Annotated in this window: 15 protein-coding genes; 8 read left to right on the forward strand and 7 right to left on the reverse strand. The window is 32.8% G+C overall.

The window, feature by feature from the left end:
- Nucleotides 1–14: 14 nt before the first annotated feature.
- On the reverse strand, nt 15–1,280 hold the full coding sequence (locus tag GCL57_RS04635; RefSeq protein WP_152212112.1) for a tetratricopeptide repeat protein: 1,266 nt from the start codon (nt 1,278–1,280) through the stop codon (nt 15–17).
- A 198-nt stretch (nt 1,281–1,478) separates the two neighbouring features.
- Between GCL57_RS04635 and GCL57_RS15175 the strand changes: the two genes are divergently transcribed.
- Together GCL57_RS15175 and GCL57_RS04640 are read left to right on the forward strand one after the other, a co-directional pair.
- Nucleotides 1,479–1,622 (forward strand): hypothetical protein, encoded by a 144-nt coding sequence (locus tag GCL57_RS15175; protein ID WP_161597597.1) that lies wholly within the window; start codon nt 1,479–1,481, stop codon nt 1,620–1,622.
- A gap of 183 nt (nt 1,623–1,805) precedes the next feature.
- Complete coding sequence (locus tag GCL57_RS04640) at nt 1,806–2,420, forward strand: hypothetical protein (RefSeq protein ID WP_152212113.1); 615 nt, start codon at nt 1,806–1,808, stop codon at nt 2,418–2,420.
- 89 nt (nt 2,421–2,509) lie between these two features.
- Here the strand turns inward: GCL57_RS04640 and GCL57_RS04645 are convergent, their stop codons facing one another.
- Both GCL57_RS04645 and nrfD read right to left on the reverse strand, forming a co-directional pair.
- A complete protein-coding gene (locus tag GCL57_RS04645; protein ID WP_152212114.1) occupies nt 2,510–2,968 on the reverse strand; it encodes a hypothetical protein in 459 nt (152 codons plus the stop codon).
- A 101-nt stretch (nt 2,969–3,069) separates the two neighbouring features.
- Nucleotides 3,070–4,479, reverse strand: a complete 1,410-nt coding sequence (gene nrfD, locus GCL57_RS04650; RefSeq protein WP_152212115.1) for an NrfD/PsrC family molybdoenzyme membrane anchor subunit — start codon at nt 4,477–4,479, stop codon at nt 3,070–3,072.
- A gap of 191 nt (nt 4,480–4,670) precedes the next feature.
- Between nrfD and GCL57_RS04655 the strand changes: the two genes are divergently transcribed.
- Nucleotides 4,671–5,651 (forward strand): hypothetical protein, encoded by a 981-nt coding sequence (locus GCL57_RS04655; protein WP_152212116.1) that lies wholly within the window; start codon nt 4,671–4,673, stop codon nt 5,649–5,651.
- Here the strand turns inward: GCL57_RS04655 and GCL57_RS04660 are convergent.
- The 4 genes from GCL57_RS04660 to GCL57_RS04670 form a co-directional block, all read right to left on the reverse strand.
- The gene (locus GCL57_RS04660; protein ID WP_152212117.1) at nt 5,638–7,218 is read right to left on the reverse strand and encodes an APC family permease; all 1,581 of its coding nucleotides are present in this window, start codon (nt 7,216–7,218) and stop codon (nt 5,638–5,640) included. The two genes, GCL57_RS04655 and GCL57_RS04660, sit on opposite strands and share 14 nt — an antisense overlap.
- 215 nt (nt 7,219–7,433) lie before the next feature.
- On the reverse strand, nt 7,434–8,282 hold the full coding sequence (locus GCL57_RS04665; protein WP_152212118.1) for a proline dehydrogenase family protein: 849 nt from the start codon (nt 8,280–8,282) through the stop codon (nt 7,434–7,436).
- A 94-nt stretch (nt 8,283–8,376) separates the two neighbouring features.
- Nucleotides 8,377–8,544 carry a hypothetical protein gene (locus GCL57_RS14755; RefSeq protein WP_161597598.1) on the reverse strand — a complete coding sequence of 56 codons (168 nt, stop codon included), beginning with the start codon at nt 8,542–8,544 and terminating at the stop codon, nt 8,377–8,379.
- A 145-nt stretch (nt 8,545–8,689) separates the two neighbouring features.
- A complete protein-coding gene (locus tag GCL57_RS04670; RefSeq protein WP_152212119.1) occupies nt 8,690–8,890 on the reverse strand; it encodes a hypothetical protein in 201 nt (66 codons plus the stop codon).
- Between the two features lie 445 nt (nt 8,891–9,335).
- Between GCL57_RS04670 and ppdK the strand changes: the two genes are divergently transcribed.
- The 5 genes from ppdK to GCL57_RS04695 all read left to right on the forward strand — a co-directional run bounded on the left by ppdK (nt 9,336) and on the right by GCL57_RS04695 (nt 17,852).
- Nucleotides 9,336–11,933: a pyruvate, phosphate dikinase gene (ppdK, locus tag GCL57_RS04675; protein WP_152212120.1), complete on the forward strand. Its 2,598-nt coding sequence runs from the start codon at nt 9,336–9,338 to the stop codon at nt 11,931–11,933.
- 235 nt (nt 11,934–12,168) lie between these two features.
- Nucleotides 12,169–13,470 carry a sugar MFS transporter gene (locus GCL57_RS04680; RefSeq protein ID WP_152212121.1) on the forward strand — a complete coding sequence of 434 codons (1,302 nt, stop codon included), beginning with the start codon at nt 12,169–12,171 and terminating at the stop codon, nt 13,468–13,470.
- 443 nt (nt 13,471–13,913) lie between these two features.
- Nucleotides 13,914–14,942 (forward strand): sugar ABC transporter substrate-binding protein, encoded by a 1,029-nt coding sequence (locus GCL57_RS04685; protein WP_152212122.1) that lies wholly within the window; start codon nt 13,914–13,916, stop codon nt 14,940–14,942.
- Nucleotides 14,943–15,006: 64 nt separating this feature from the next.
- The gene (locus tag GCL57_RS04690) at nt 15,007–16,521 is read left to right on the forward strand and encodes a xylose ABC transporter ATP-binding protein (protein ID WP_152212523.1); all 1,515 of its coding nucleotides are present in this window, start codon (nt 15,007–15,009) and stop codon (nt 16,519–16,521) included.
- Entirely contained in the window at nt 16,518–17,852 is a 1,335-nt protein-coding gene (locus tag GCL57_RS04695; RefSeq protein WP_152212123.1) for a sugar ABC transporter permease, read from the forward strand. The genes GCL57_RS04690 and GCL57_RS04695 overlap by 4 nt, the downstream gene beginning before the upstream one ends.
- The last annotated feature ends 15 nt before the right edge of the window (nt 17,853–17,867 follow it).

Genomic DNA, 17,867 nt, shown 5'->3' on the forward strand with positions numbered 1-17,867 from the left:
AAATAAGAATAAAATTATTCTTTCTTTTTTTTCTCGAGCTTTGAACTATATTCCTCTTCAAATTTTGCCACACCTTTCGCTTGCAACTCTAAAAGTAATTTTTTTTCAGGAATTAAGTCAAATTCATCCGATGCAAGTGCTTCTTGAAAGTAGTTACTTGCATCTTTAATTTCACCTTTTTTAAAATAGGCAAGTCCGAGATTAAAATTAATATGTCCTCTATATTTTTGAAAATATTGCATAGCATTTTTATAAAATGAAATTGCTTCATCATATTTATGTTGTTTTACTAAAGAAACACCTTTGTTATTGTAAAAACTTGCTAAATGTTTGCTTTCAAAATCACCTTGAATTTTATCAAAAAAGGATTTCGCAACTTCGTGTTTTCCTGCTACTGAATTTACTTTACCAAGTCCCATCAAAGCATCTGTGTCTTTGGGGTGTAATTCTATTACTTCATGAAACTTTTCTTCAGCCATATAATTTTTATTAAGCCCCAAAAGAGCTTCTCCTGCCATGCATTTGTGAGAGAGGTTTTTTGAGCTTTTGGCTTCAAGGCGTTCAAAAATCATAAGAGCTTCTTCAAAACGACCCGCAAAGCAGAGAGCTTTTCCCAGTGAGCTCATAGCTTTTAAGGTTAACATTGCATTGTTTTTTGAATCATCTTTTATGTGACTCTGAAAAAAATCAATGGCTTCTCCATACTGATTTTTTAACATATGAATTTCCCCACCCAAATAAAAAAAGCGAGGATTTGTATTAATTTCTTCAGCCACTTGAGCATCTTGCATTATTTCATTACACAATGCTAAGTTTTCAGTATGAATTGCGTGCTCTAAATTCTTTAGTTTTTTATGAACAGCAGATAATGAAATATAGCTATTTCTGATTTCTTCCATTTTTAGCATGAAAGATTTTCCATTAATTATTTTTGGAAATGTATGATATATATCAAGCTCTGCAATTAGAAAATTATCATCATCAGTTAATATTTGTGAATAAACTATAAAATCTATGTGATCAAAACTTGGGTTTTGTCTGACTTGCTGTGCAAATATATTACCAGGAACTTCTTTCATTTTCCAATCAAAAAGAATAAAATGAATTTCATGAGATTCGGCTTCTAAAATTTCAAAAGCAATTAAAGTGTTTGCGGCAGTTGTTGCTGTAAATAGAGGACTTGCTTTTAGAAATCCAGAAAAGAAAGATCTTGATTCTCTTTTTTCATCGACTAATAGAATGCGAATAGCATCTTTTTTTTCGACTTGTTCATTTTCCATGGATGACTCCCCAATCACAGTGTGTTTAAATTATAGCAAAGTTAAACTTGGATTGAGTCGGGTGTTCACTGAATCATGACATTGAAGAAATAATGCTTTTTAAGTTTTAAAATATTATGGTGTGTTCTCAAATACTGAAGAAGACTTGATTTTTTGTCAGTTTCTCGCAAAACTTGAATTACCATATCTAAAATAAATATGGTTACAGATTCTCATGGAAATCCTATTGATTTTATTTTAAGCGCAGGACAAGCTCACGACAGTAAAGTTGCAAATCAACTTATCGAAAGAAACAATGCAGAAAATTTAATTTTAGATCGTGCAGTAATAATTAAAAAGTAAAAATAATTTTGCCTGAATGATTTACATGGGATGTTTCACCATTTATGGAAAAATTTGAGAATGCACCCCAATAGAATTGACATATATGTTTTAAAAAAATACATAAATTACTCTGTTATTCTAGTATAACAGCACAAATCCTCTGCAAATTTTTTTGCTAATATAGTAAAATAAGGAGTTATTATGAAAATATTAAAATTATCTTATATTTTATCAACAGTGTTTTTTTGTTCCTACTTAAATCTGGTATATGCTAATGAAAACAAATATATATCTCCCTTTAAAGATAAAATAGGACAAGCTTTTGAAGGAGGAAAATGGTATGATGTTAGAGATTCAAAAAAAGAGAGCTTAGACTCCATTGAAGGAGCTGGAGACTTTATTAAGGTAGAAAATAATCTTTATACTTATAATGATTATCTAATAAATATTGATAAAAAATTTATTACTACAAATTTTACTGGAGGAAATGAAGGACAAGGATCTTTTAGAATACCATACTACTGCACAGTTAGAGAAAAATGTTATTATAATATATTTGGTTTCATATGTAATAATTCATCTGATTGGCAAACATCAGGAACTGTCACCGGATCCTTTAAAGTTAGTAAAGATGCCAATTTTCAAAAACATATTCTTTCTATAAACAAATCAGGAGGTGAATATCCTCCAATTCATGACTCAGGTGATAGTCAAGGCTGTAGCAATACAGTTATAAAATATATAAATGAAATTGATAATTTTGAAGTACAACCATGGCAGAAACCAATCAGTATTGATGGACTTGAATTAGATTGATTTTAAAATTTCTTTTCTAAGATAAAGAACAGTATAGCATATAACGGCACGCACTTATCGGAACATGGGTGTACAATAAGAGCGTGTCATTATTTGGTACAATTATTTCTTAAAAAATTATTTGCAGTAATTAAAGCTCTTCTTAAAAAACTTTCATTTGCAATGGTTGCAAAATTAATTCCAAACTTTTGCTTATAAAAACAATTATATTCTCTTATTGACTCAGGAGTATTTATGCTTTTTAGTTCATCTAATTTATTTTCTAATGCAGAAACTGTGTAGTTATAAAGATCTTGAGTGTTTTCTATAGTATTGTAACTATTAAAGATTGATATTTCAATTCTATTATTTATACATTTTTGAAGAAGGACTTCTGAAGTCACTGTTCTAACCTCATAAGTTCGTAGAATTTCCATATTTCTTTGATTACTTGCATGGCATTCCTGTTCTATTCGATTCCTTTCATTAATACTTATTTCTTGTGAAAAAGAATTCGCAACAAACAATATTGGAGCTATAAGTATTGTGATTTTTATTAATTTTATCATAAATTACCTTTCGTAAGAATCCGATTTAAGAAGTCAGAATTGATAAATTATAAAAATATAATAAATTTGTAAAATATAATAGCTTACCAATCTAATTTTTTTTATTTATGAATAGAATTTAAATCTGGCTTAAGGTGAGGATCTGCTTGAGGCATGACGGCTTTAACTTCTGCCATATTTACCATTGGAAGGAAACGGACAAAAAGGCAAAATAGATGGAAGAACAATGCTATTGAACCAATAAATAAAGAGATATCCCAAAATGATGGAATGAAATAGCCCCAAGATGATGGCAAAAATGTTCTACTTAATGTTGTTACTATAAGAACAAAACGCTCAAGCCACATTCCAATATTTATAAGAATTGCTGCTACAAATAGCCAAATAACATTGCTTCTCCATTTTTTAAACCAGAAGGTTTGTGGAATTGCAATATTGAGAATGACCATTGCCCAGTACGCCCAGCCATATGGACCGTTGATTCGGTTCCAATTCCAAAACTTTTCGTAAGGATTTCCGCTGTAAAAAATGGTGAAGAATTCGATGACATAAACATAACCCATAATAATACTTGTGAATAATATAAATTTTGCGCATATGTCGATATGTCTATCTGTTACGAGATCTTTAAAATTAAAGATTGAACGGACCATAATTAATAAATTTAAGCATAAGCAAAAGCCAGAAAAAATTGCACCTGCAATGAAATAGGGTGGAAATATTGTTGCATGCCAACCAGGTAAAATTGAAGTCGCAAAGTCTAAAGATACAATTCCAGCTGTTGAAAAGACGGCTGGAGTTGCAATACCAGCAAGCAATATACAAGCTCTTTCATAATTTACCCATTGACGCGCAGAACCGCGCCAGCCAAGAGCAAAAAAACCATATGCAAGACGTCCTATTTTTGATTTGGCTTGGTCACGCAATGTGCCTAAATCAGGGATCATTCCAACATACCAAAAAATGACACCAATGCTGAGATAGGTGTTCACTGCAAAAACGTCCCATTCGAGAGGGCTTTTAAAGTTTGTCCACATTTCCATTTGGTTAGGAAGAGGAAAGAGCCAATATGCAAACCAAGGCCGTCCAATATGAACTGCTGGGAAAATAGCAGCCGCCATTACAGCAAAGATTGTCATACCTTCAGCAATTCGATTGATAGAGGTGCGCCATTTTTGTCTAAAAAGTAGTAAAATTGCAGCAATAAGAGTACCAGCATGTGCAATTTCAATCCAAAACACAAAGTTTGTGATATCCCATGCCCAATCGACTCGGTTATTGTTCCCCCAAACACCAATCCCTTCCCAGAAAAGATATGCAAGGGATATAAGAAGAAGTCCAACTCCCAGTCCTGAAAGTCCAAAAACTATATACCAACCTGGACCCGCTTTGCGGCCTGCGAGAGTGGCAACAGATTGTGTTACCGTATGAAAAGATGCATCTTTTCCTGTAACAAGGAGAGGACGACTGTCGACGGGATCGCGTCCTTTTAGTTCAACCGAATGTTCCATGGTTCACCTGTGATGGATAATAGGTCATAAAGTAAAAAACCAATTGTGGTTTAACGAATTTGTACTTCGTGATCAAGTATACGGTAAAAATTATTAAAAAAATACTTCACATTGTTTCATCTACAAATTATTGTCGCGTGTGCAGCAAAATGATTTGATTTTGCATTATCAACACGAATTTAAAGGTATGTATGCAACGTATTGACGCTTCAAAACTTATTTCATTGCTTTTTGCAACTGAAAAGTCGGCTGAGATCAAATTTGTACTTGCTGAAAATCCAATTTTTAAAAGAATTATTGAAAATAAAGTTCACTTAGAAGTTGGCAATAGCCCACAGCGCTTTATTGGAAAAAACGCAATTATTGAGTTCATTGAATATATTGCCACTGGAAGTTTATTTTCTGCCCCACAAAAAAGCATTGTTGAAATGCCTGAAAAATTAACAGCAAAGCAGTGGAATGAAGAAAAAGAATTATTAAATAGAATTCCGACACCGTTAGAAACCTCGGCGTATTTTTTTGCTCCCACATCCTATCGTAATATATTAAAAGAAACTGATTTTAAAAGTTTGGGATCAGTTTATTTATGCTATGAGCCTAATGAAACAGATTTGTTTCGTTGTGTAGAAATACTTTTGTTACGTTATTCTTCCCTTGCAAAAAAAAGTAGAACTGAAATAGCTGAGCTCTGTTGTTATGCACTCGAGTGTTACTCTGGAGATCTTGTCTCTTGTGATATGCATTTTGCACGTATGGAAAATGCAGGCTTAAATTTCAATGCTGCATTAGCTGGAAATCCTGAAGTAAATGGATTTCATGTGGCCGATGCATTGTCACGTGGTGATAGACATTTAATTGAACTTAGACTCTCACAATGTGAATCTTGTGGTGAAGAGGCTGCGAGTGTTTTTATGGCATTGGTTTATTTTATAAAACAAGTTTGCTTTATGCATGCAGCACTCGAAGAAACAAAAGATATGCGCAGTGCATTTGATAAAGCTCGTATACCATTTCCATCGCAAGGAAGAGTACAAAGAGCTTTACAGGTGCTGACAAAAGAAAAAATAGGACATTTTTTTATTGCTGCACCTCAAATAGAAATGCAGCTCAGATATCAAAAAAATGCACACAAATGGCTGGCATCTGAGCTGATTTATTTTATTTCAAATTAAATTCTTTAATATTTTCTAGTACTTTTTCTTTACTTAAAGAATTATAACAAGCAAAATAAAATATTATTATACTAAAGAGAACTGCAACTAAGTTTCCTTCGAGCGTAGAAAATTTTTGAATTCCACTGCCAAAACCAGAAAAATAATTAATAATTGTAAAGCCAATAATATAAATAATCATCCACAACGAAGACTTAAAGTTATATTTATTAAATGACTTTTTACCTTCTTTGTATTTCAGTAAAGAAAATACAATGGCGAATAAAGTTATAATTGTTGAAAGTTTAAGTAGAACAATATAGCCAATCCAGTGCATCATGAGGCCGCAAATACAAAAGGCTATAAGCGACATAACGTGATAAAATGGAAGTTTAAATGGTCTTTTTGCATTAGGGTATTTATCTCTTAAAACCATAAGTGCAATAGGAGTCACTGATAACGTTAAAACGAAAGAAGATGTTAAAAATGTAACCATTTCTTTCCAGCCAGGAAATGGAAAAATAAGTATAAGACCAACAAAGAAACAAACCCATAAAGAAGTTTCAGGCGAGCCATTCTTGTTTAACTTTGTCATTGATTTTGGAGCAGCTCCAATACTTCCTAGTGTGTGTAGAACACGGGAAGTTGTAGAAGTCATCATGAGTCCAGAACCAAATGGAGAAACAACAGCATCGATATAAAGTAAACTACAAAGAAGTGTAAAGCCACCAGCAAGAGCAAGTCCTGCAAAAGGTCCCATGTCACCAGTGAAGCTTAATTTACTCCAGCCTTCGGATAAATATTCAGATGGAATGGCAACAATAAATGCAAATTGAATAATAACATATAATAAAGTTACAATAAAAATTGAAAGCAAAGCAGCTAAAGGAATATTTCTTTGAGGATTTTTAGTTTCTCCAGCTAAAATAATACCAGACTGAAAGCCGCCAAACGCAAAAATAATCCCTCCAATTGACAAACTTGCAAATATACCTTGCATGCCATTAGGTGCAAAACCATGAAAATGATTAATATTTGAAAATTCGCTACTTGTGCTGAAGATAAAAGCCATTGCAATAGCTAAAGGAACAAATAATTTCCAGACTGTTGCTAAAGAATTTGTTCGAGTTAAAAATTTAACACTAAATCGATTTATAAATACAATAATAAATAATACAATTACCGAAGAAAAATAACCTATGGTCGATAATTCGGGTTTTCCATTTGTGCGAATTACAAGTTCAGGAAAATAATTGCTTGCATATTGAATAACAGCTAAGGATTCTATTGGTGAAATTGTTACAAAGCAAAGAAAATAAATCCATCCTGTTAAAATACCCGAAAATTTACCATGTGTGAAAAAGGGATAGCTTGTAAGGCCTCCCATTATAGGAAACATAGATGATAGTTCTGCAAATGTAAGAACAATAAAAACAAAACAAAATCCACCTAAAAGCCAGGATGTGATGGATGCAGGTCCAGCCATTTGTGCTGCATACATAGGCCCAAAAAGCCATCCAGAGCCAACCATACTTCCCACGGAAGCTAAGGTGACTCCAATCAATCCAACATTTCTTTTAGGTAACACAGTTCGCTCCTATATGTAATGAAATTGTAATCTCTTGATTTGTGCTAATCAATTTAAGAGATTAATTTATTTGTATTATTTTTCTCTAAGCGGAAGAAAGAGAAAATCATATGTACTAATATACTAGTATGATTTATTGGTCAAGATATTTGCTCTGCAAAAACAATTAAATATAATAATGAGATAAAAAGGTGCAAATATTTAAATTATATTTTCTAAGATTTAAATAGATTTTTCAGAACAAAAAATACATTTTCTTTTCGTTCTGAAAGTCGTCGTGCATAATAAGCCTGCCATTGCACCCCATAAGGAACATACACAGTCATATTGTGACCTTTTTCTCTAATTCGTGACCATGTTTTTTCACGCATTCCATATAGCATTTGAAATTCGTATTTTTCATTAGGAATGTGATTTTTTTCAATGAAGTCCATGCAAAACTCAATAATGTCATCATCATGAGATGCAATACAGACCCTTTGCCCTTGGGTTAGTAATTTCTGTATAAGTTTTTTATAATTTTCAACTATAATTGGCATTTTTTTAAGTGCTAGTTCGGCGGGCTCTTTATAGGCTCCTTTGCAAAGCCTTACCCTTCCATTGGCAGTTAAGACGCGCTCTATGTCAGCTTCAGTTCTTAATAAATAAGCTTGTAAAACAATTTCAATATATTTGAATTCTTTAGCGGCTCTTTCGTAAATTGCAATTGTACGTTCAGTATATTGTGTGCCTTCCATATCAAGGGCAACCCGAATTTCGTAATGATCAGCAACTCGCATTATTTGAGAAAGGTTATTGTAACAAAAGTCAAAATCAATATCGAGTCCAAGCATTGTGAGTTTAATTGAAACATAACAATTTAATTTTTTTTCAGAAATTTTTTTTAAAAGAATATCATATTCTTCTACAAATTTTATAGCTTGTTTTTGCTCAGTAATATTTTCGCCAAGAAGGTCTAAAGTTACGCAAATATTTTTCTCATTAAGCCGCTCAACAGTAGCAAAAGCTTCTTCAATATTTATTCCAGATACAAATTTTTTGGCATAAAATGGAATTGAGCTCATAGGACAGTCCTCATTATGTAAAAAAGCAATTGTAAAAACTTCGGTCGATGTCTTTTTTACAATAAATTCTTAGAATGACAACTGTTGGAGAGGACTATTTTTGTGGTTTGTCTGAAATTTCTTTAATTTGAGAAATAAGATTGTTTATTCTTTGAACACTTTGTTTGATATTTTTAATTTTAATATTTAATAAGCTTTGTTCACAGATATTTTCATCTTTTAAAGCAAATATTTCTTTATTTTTAATTTCGAGCTTTTTCATTCTAAAATCATTTAGATTATATATATTATTTGTAATGATTTGATTGTTTTTCATGATAAGAATTTGAGCTTTCAAAAATATTGAACAGCTAGAGATAAAAGTTATTGTAAGAAAACTTAAAATACCTTTATGTCTAGCGGTTTAATTATTTAATTCTATAACTTTTTATAACATTTTTATTTGCTTGTTCGCGCTCTTTACGCAATCTTTCTTGGTTTGCCTTATTACGTATTGCTTCTTTGGCAAAGTCAGATTTAGAAACATGCTCTTTGTCACTTTTAGCTACAGCTATACTACCGTTATCTTTGATTATTTTTCTGGAGAAGAAGTCAATTACATCACCCATTGGAGATACCTCATTTAAAAAACGTTCCTATTTTGCTAAGCAATTATTGTGCCTCGCACTCTAATAGTTTTTTTGTATAAAAACAAAGGATAAGGGAAAAAGAAGAACAATCATGTAAAAAGAATGAACATCTGTTGCCCATAAAAAGTGCTAATTGAAAATAAAGCAACTTACAAGTATAAGCTTTCTTTTTGGGCAAATTCTTTGAAATTTTTGGATATAACCAATAGCAAAAGTCATGCGCTTAGGTTATGTTAATAAAGTTATTGAAATTATTGATAAAAATATACTATCAAAAGTTTGGTCAGTGAAATTCAGAGTTTTGATGAATAACTTTACAGACAGCTACATATAATTGTCATTTTACATTTATATGTATATCAGGTATTGCTACTTAGAGAGAATCGCTAATAACTTCTCAAATTCTGAGTTACGAGGAGAGTGTATGAGTTTTGTATATTTTTTTGGTTCTGGTTACGCTGATGGAAATGCTTCTATGAAATCGGAATTGGGTGGTAAAGGTGCGAATTTAGCTGAAATGACAGCTCTCGGTTTACCAGTTCCCGCAGGCTTTACGATTTCGACTCGAGTCTGTTTGGATTATATAAAAGAAGGAAGCTCCTTTTCTAAGGAGCTTATTTTACAAGTTGAATCTGCTTTAAAAAAAACAGAAGAAGCCATGGGAGCCAAGTTTGCTGATTCTCTAAATCCTCTTCTCGTAAGCGTGCGTTCAGGCGCCCGGGTTTCAATGCCTGGTATGATGGATACTGTTCTTAATTTGGGTTTGAACGAAATAACTGTGGAAGCCCTTTCAAAAAAGACAGAGAACCCTCGTTTTGCATATGACTCTTATAGACGTTTTATTCAAATGTACTCAAGTGTTGTTAAAGACTTAGAAACTCATTATATGGAAGATGAGCTTGAATCATACAAAAAACAGTGTGGCTACAAAGAAGATACAGAACTCACAGCCTCAGATCTTAAAGAATTAATTGTTCTTTTTAAATCAATATATCAAAAACACATTATGGAATCCTTTCCCGAAGACCCTTATGAGCAGCTCTGGAACGCAATTGGAGCCGTTTTTAAAAGTTGGAATTGTCCTCGAGCAAAAAAATATCGTGAAATTCACTCAATCTCAAATGATTGGGGGACGGCTGTAAATATCTGTTCAATGGTTTATGGCAATATGGGAGAAACCTCTGGGACGGGAGTGTGTTTTACACGTGATCCTTCCACTGGCGAAAATATTTTTTATGGTGAGTTCTTAATAAATGCTCAAGGTGAAGATGTTGTTGCAGGTCTTCGAACTCCAAAATCACTGTATTTATTAGAAAAAGAAATGCCAGAAGTTTTTGTTCAGCTTGAAAGTGTTAGAAGTAAACTTGAAAGACATTATCAAGATGTTCAAGATATTGAGTTTACCATTCAGGAAAGTAAATTGTATATTTTGCAGACTCGCAATGCAAAAAGGACGACGCAGGCGGCTTTAAAAATAGCAATTGATTTTACTAAAGAAGGTCTTCTTACAAAAGAGGAAGCTATATTAAGAGTAAATGCACAAGATCTTGATAAATTGCTTCATCCTACTCTTGATCCGAGAGCACATAAACAAATTATAGCAAAGGGACTGCCTGCATCTCCGGGAGCTGTGTCTGGAAGAGTTGTATTTACGGCCCTCGAAGCGGAAAGTTGGGCTGCTCGTGGTGAGCTTGTCATTCTCGTCAGAGATGAAACTTCACCTGAAGATATTGGTGGAATGTATTCTTCGCAAGGTTTTCTCACAGCGCGTGGAGGAATGACATCGCATGCTGCTGTAGTTGCTCGGCAAATGGGTAAATGTTGTATTGCTGGGTGTTCTTCTTTAAATATTTCTCAAACACTAAAATCTATGAAGGTTGCAGGGATTGAAATTTTAGAAGGCGATTGGCTTACATTAGACGGAACAACGGGCGAAGTTATGATTGGAAAAGTAGAAACAAAAAATGCAGAACTCAGTGGTGATTTTACTACTTTTATGGAATGGGCAAGAGAAATAAGGACAATGAAAGTTCGTGCCAATGCAGATACTCCAAGAGATGCTCAGTATGCTCGAAGTTTTGGAGCTGAAGGAATTGGATTGTGTAGAACAGAGCATATGTTTTTTGAAGAAAATAGACTTCCTGTTGTGCGCCAAATGATTCTTTCAAAGAATAATATAGAACGAAAATTAGCACTTGATAAATTACTACCTTTTCAACGTGATGATTTTGTAGGTATTTTAAGTGCTATGGAAGGGTTTGAAGTGACTATTCGTCTGCTTGATCCACCTTTGCATGAGTTTTTACCTCATACTGATAAAGATATGATGATTTTAGCAGCACAACTAGGGCTTTCGTTGGATGACCTTGGGCAGCGGGTTAGATCATTGCATGAAGCAAATCCAATGCTTGGACATAGAGGATGCCGATTGGGCATCTCTCATCCTGAAATTTATGAAATGCAAGTCAGAGCAATTCTTGAGGCCACTGAAATATGTAAAGCGCAAGGAAAAAAAGTTTATCCAGAGATTATGATACCACTTGTTGGCATAGAATCTGAATTAAAATGGTTAAGAGAACGTCTTGTGAAAATTGCACCTCACTTTCCATTTGGGACTATGATAGAAGTACCTAGAGCTGCATTGACAGCAGATAAAATTTCGCGTCATGCCGATTTTTTTAGTTTTGGTACAAACGATTTAACACAAACAACTTATGGTTTTAGCCGCGATGATTCTGCTCCTTTTTTAAGAGTCTATAAACAAGAGAGTATTCTTGAAGAAGATCCTTTTGCGGTGATTGATCAAGATGGTGTTGGACGCTTGATAAAATATGCATGTGAATTGGGACGACAAGAAAATCCAAACATTAAACTTGGAATTTGTGGAGAACATGGCGGTGAGCCATCAAGTGTTCAATTTTGCAATAGTCTTGGTTTAAATTATGTAAGTTGTTCTCCGTTCCGAATTCCAATTGCTATGCTTGCTGCAGCGCAAGCGGCTGTTGGAAAGCAAATGTCATAAATACAATTGTTTTGATGTTTTTTTGATCGTGTTTTGATGTACCAAAACCTCATAAATGCTTGTCCATATAGCCAAACCTATGTGATTTTATCCCTTAGATGTAAAAAACACACAGAGCTGCTTCACATTAATTAAGAATTCCAATACTTACTTGTATGAAGCTTTTCCTTTTAGAAGAAATGAGTTCAACTCATTATCTAAGGACTCTTTTCCATTTCCAATATTAGAGGCTAAAATGGTTACAGTTGCTCAGAATCCTCAACAAAATGATCCCCAAATAATTACAAACCAAACAGAAAAAAGTAATGCAGCAATAGGTGTTGTTTCAACTTTATTTTTTCTTTTTGGTTTTATTACATGTCTTAACGATGTTCTTATTCCTCATTTGAAAGAACTATTTACTTTAACTTATGCACAGACAATGCTTGTACAAACCACATTTTTTGCCGCTTATTTTATTGTTTCATGGCCAGCAAGTAAACTCATTACTAAGTTTGGTTACAAAAGTAGTTTTTTAATTGGTCTCATTTTAACAGCTCTTGGCTGCTTTTCTTTTGTCCTTGCGGCAAAAATAGCAATATATTATGTTTTCCTTTCTGGATTATTTATTTTAGCAAGTGGTGTAACTATAATTCAGGTTGCAGCAAATCCTTATTTAACAATTATTGGTTCAAAAGCACGTGCATCAAGTCGTCTTATTTTTGCACAAGGACTAAATTCTTTGGGCACGACGATTGCGCCCTTAATTGGTTCGGCTCTTATTCTTTCGGTTGCAGTTAAAACAGCAGATGAAATTGTTGCACTTTCTACTACAGATCTTGCAATCTATCGTGCAACACAAGCAAGTTCCGTTCAGTTACCTTATATTGGTTTGACTTGTTTTGTGATTTTAATTGCTCTTGCTTTGTGTTTCTTTAAGTTTCCAAATAACAAAATCGTAGTTCAAAAAACCAATACAATCAGTAAAAAGTTTAAATTATTTGATCACCCAACACTGGTCATGGGTACAATAGGAATTTTTGCTTATGTTGGTGCTGAAGTGGCAATTGGGAGTCTCATGATTAACTTTATTGCAGAACCAACAATTGGAAACATTCCATTTAGTGAGGCAGGAAAGTTTTTATCTGCATATTGGGGCGGCGCAATGGTTGGACGTTTTATAGGTTCTTATATAACAACTAAAATTCAGCCTAGTAAAGTTTTATTTATTCATGCAATTATTGCTTGTACTCTCGTTGCTCTAACTATTATGGGAACAGGATATTTTGCATTGGTTTGTATTGTAGCTGTTGGGCTTTTTAACTCAATTATGTTCCCAACAATATTTGTATTAAGTACCGAAAAGCTTGGTGTTCATGTAGAAAAAGGCTCTGGAATAATCTGTATGGCAATTGTTGGGGGTGCCGTTATTCCCTTAATTCAAGGATATATTGCAGATATTTCAAATTTAAGTATAAGTTATATTGTTCCTTTAATCTGCTATGTTTATATAGCGTTCTTTGCTCTTAAAACAAAGGGTGAGTCAATCACTAGGTAATTTTAATTAAATAATTGTTAAAGGTGTCGTACAATATTCATAATTGAACGTCACTTTTTTATTTATTAATTGAACAAAAAAGTTGTATTTCCTCCTCTTTTAAACGCTTCTTAACTTCGTATAAACTGCTTATAGTTATAATAATTTTTGTTGCTCTATGATAAAGAATAGTTATCGATAGCGGCACGTTCGCTTGTGTTTATCTAAATTATATTATTTTTATAAATATAAAATTTAATTAATTTTTATATTGTTTAAATAAATAAAAATAAATTATAATAATTTAAATATAAAAAATGAGAATATTTTATAAAAAAAACAATAATTAATAAATTTTAATTTAATTTATTTCCAATCTATTTTTAGTATTTTGACTTTTTATATTTATTCTGTAATTATTATGAGGTCTCAATGTGTAATAGATCTAAATTAAAGGAGTTTTTATGAGCAGCATGACGCGTAGGTTATTTGTTCGTTTTTCATCTATGGGAATTGCTTTTTCTTCATTATTATCAATAAATGCATTTGGTAATGAAATTCGTGTTGGAATATCTTTACCGACCCAAAGAGATGTTGCGTGGGTACGCTATAAACAGGGTTTAGAAACGGCAGCAAAAAAACTTGGGGTAAAAATATTAATGCAAGTTTCTGACCAAGATGCCTCTGTCCAAGCGGCTCAAGTTGAAAACTTACTTTCACAAAAAGTGAATGTTCTAATCATTGCTCCTCAAGATGCTGCAGCCGCAGGAACACTCATTGATAAAGCGCATAAGGCGGGAATAAAAGTTATATCTCTTGATAGACTGATTTTAAATTCAGATCTTGACCTCTATATTTCATTTGACAATTCTAAAATTGGCGAGTTGCAAGGGCAATATCTCGCAAAAAATGTTCCAAAAGGAAATTATGTTGTCTTTTTAGGAGCTCCAACAGATAATAATTCTAAAATATTACATGAAGCTGCAATGAAACATATAGAACCTCTTGTTAAAAAAGGTGATGTAAAAATAGTTATGGAACAAAACATACAAGACTGGCAGCCCAGTGTTGCTCAGCGTCTGATGGAAAACTCATTGACGGCGAATAAAAATAATATAAATGCCGTTCTTGCACCAAATGATAATACTGCGGGGGGAATTATCCAAGCCTTGGCTTCGCAAAAACTAGCCGGGAAAGTTTATGTAACAGGTCAAGATTCCGAATTAACTGCAGCACAAAGAATTATTGCAGGAACGCAGTCAATGACAATTTATAAAGATCAAAATAAATTGTCAGAGCTTGTTATTCAAACTGCAAAAGATATTGCCGAAAATAAACCTATTAAAACGAAATTTTATTCTGCAAATGGTAAGAAAAATGTTCCTTCAATTTTTATGGAACCAATTATTGTTGATAAGTACAATATTGATAAAGAATTTATTGAATCTGGATTTTTTAAAAAAGAAGATGTTTATAAGTTTAAAGCAAAGTAAAAATAATTCAGTTTTTTATTGAATTTATTTTAAGGAGGATTTTTTGATTTGTTCTGCACTTGAAATGAAAAATATTGGGAAAAAATTTGGTGTAGTGCAAGCGCTTTCGTCGGTGAATTTTTCGGTTAAAAAAGGGGAGATACATGCTCTATGTGGAGAAAATGGAGCAGGTAAATCAACACTTATGAAAATAGTGAGCGGATTATATCCTTCGGGTAGTTTTGAAGGAGAATTATTTGTTGATGGAGTGTTACAATCATTTAAAGGAACTCGGGATAGCGAGAATGCTGGTATTTCAATTATCTATCAAGAGTTAGCGCTTGTTAAGGAAATGACTGTTTGCGAAAATATTTTTTTAGGGCATGAATATACAAAAAATATATTCATTGATTGGGAAAAATCATATTGCCAAGCAAAAAAAATATTAGAGGAAGTTAATTTAAAAATAAATCCAACTGATAAAGTTTCACAATTAGGAATTGGTGAGCAGCAGTTGGTTGAAATTGCAAAAGCAATCGCAAAGAATGCGAATATTTTAATTTTAGATGAACCAACGGCTGCTTTAACTGAAAAAGAAGCAGATAATCTTTTAGAAATAATTAAAGAACTTAGAAATAAAGGAAAAACATGTATTTATATTTCCCACAGATTAAAGGAGGTTTTTAAAATTTCAGATCGTGTGACAATATTGCGCGATGGCAAAACAGTAGTGACTAATAAAACAATTGAAATTAATGAAGATAAGTTAATAGCTAAAATGGTTGGAAGAGAGCTGACTCAAATATATCCTAGAATTGAAAAGAAATTAGGTAGTCCAATTTTCGTAGTTAAAAATTGGACTGTAGAAAACCCTAATACAGGCCAAAAAGTTGTAAATAATGTAAATTTTGTTTTGCATCAAGGAGAAATTTTAGGAATTGCAGGATTAATGGGGGCTGGAAGAACAGAACTTGTAATGAGTTTATTTGGAGCTTGGGGTAAAGTAACAAATGGAGAGATTTATTTAAACGGTAAGAAACTTCAAATTGTTTCAGAAAAAGATGCAATTCAGGAAGGAATTGCCTTGGTTTCTGAGGATCGTAAAAGGTATGGACTTATACTCGGAATGGATATCAAAGAAAACACGACTCTTTCAAGTATAGAAAAAATCTCAAATTTTGGAATTGTAAATGAGAATAAAGAGATTTCTGCGAGTTATAAATATGTTAATGAACTTAGGATAAAAGCCAAATCAATAGAAGAGAAAACTGGAAATTTAAGTGGTGGAAATCAACAAAAAGTAGTTCTTTCAAAGTGGCTAATGACTCATCCAAAAGTTTTAATTTTAGATGAACCAACCCGTGGAATTGATGTGGGGGCAAAGTTTGAAATATATAAAATCATGAATGAATTAGTTGAAAAAGGAGTCTGTGTTTTAATGATTTCATCTGAATTACAAGAAGTATTGGGGGTGAGTGATCGTATATTAATAATGCATGAAGGAAGTATTGCAGGTGAAATACTTTACAAAAATGCGTCGCAAGAAAAAATAATGCAATATGCAACTGGATATTTAAAAGGAGAAAATTTGATTTTATGAATTTGCTAAAACAAAGTTCAGTAGAAAATTTAAATTCAGATTTAAAAAAATCAGAATTTTGGGAAATCATATTATTTTCGTTTAAGAAAAATATTCGCCAATATACAATGTTAATTGCTTTATTTGTAATATGGTTGGTATTTACATTTTTAACCGGCTCTCTTTTTCTTTCACCAAGAAATTTATCAAATTTATTTTTACAAAGCTCTACAGTGGGCGTTTTAGCAATCGGAATGACTATGATTTTAGTGGCAGGTCATCTTGATTTATCTGTTGGTTCAGTTGCTGGATTCATTGGTGCTGCGGCAGCAATTTTGCAAGTCAATTATAATTGGCCAGCTGTACCCACGATACTAACAGCCCTCGCTTTAGGTGCGCTAATTGGGGTGTGGCAAGGATACTGGGTGGCTTATAGAAAAATCCCTGCTTTTATTGTTACGTTAGCAAGTATGATTGCCTTCCGTGGTGCAATTTTGGGTATTACAGATGGCCGAACAATTGGCCCAATGAGTGATTCTTTTAAACTTATTGGGCAAGGATATCTACCTTCCATTATTTTTTCGCAAGTTACTCAAATAGATTCTTCTGGAAAAATTGTGCTTGATGAACTTGGCAATCCTGTTCTTGGTTTCACTTCTTTATTTTCAAATAGTTTTACTATTGGAGAACAGCCTCCATTCAATGATTTAACAATATTATTATCATTCATTTGCATCTCCGCTTTTATTATGATGAGAATTAAGAAAAGAAATGCAAGAATAAAATATGGTTTTACTGTCCTACCAAAATCTTTAGAATTTGTAAGTATAGTTTTATTTTCAATTTCCATTGCGGCGTTTTTTTTAGTGATGGCTTTTTATATGGGAATTCCTTACGCAGTTTTATTGGTATTCATTTTAGGAATTATTTTCCATATAGTAACAAATAATACAATTTTTGGAAGACATTTATATGCAATGGGAGGAAATCTTGAAGCAGCAAAACTTTCAGGAATAAATATTAAGAAAAGAACTTTGAGTGTTTTCATTTTAATGGGAACTCTTGCAGCTGTTGCAGGAATTATTTTAACAGCGCGATTGAACGCGGCAACTACCTCTGCTGGACAAAACTTTGAACTCGATGCAATTTCGGCAGCTATCATTGGTGGGACAAGCACAATGGGTGGGGTTGGAACCATATTTGGGGCAATCATTGGTGCATTAGTTATGGCTAGTTTAGACAATGGTATGAGTCTTATGAACATTGAAGTCACATGGCAGTACATAGTTAAGGGGAGTATTTTATTATTAGCAGTCTGGGTAGATATTGCCACTCGAAAGAAAAATGAATAATAATCGTTAATTTCT

This window comes from Fluviispira multicolorata (assembly GCF_009208585.1).
Classification (GTDB): domain Bacteria; phylum Bdellovibrionota_B; class Oligoflexia; order Silvanigrellales; family Silvanigrellaceae; genus Silvanigrella; species Silvanigrella multicolorata.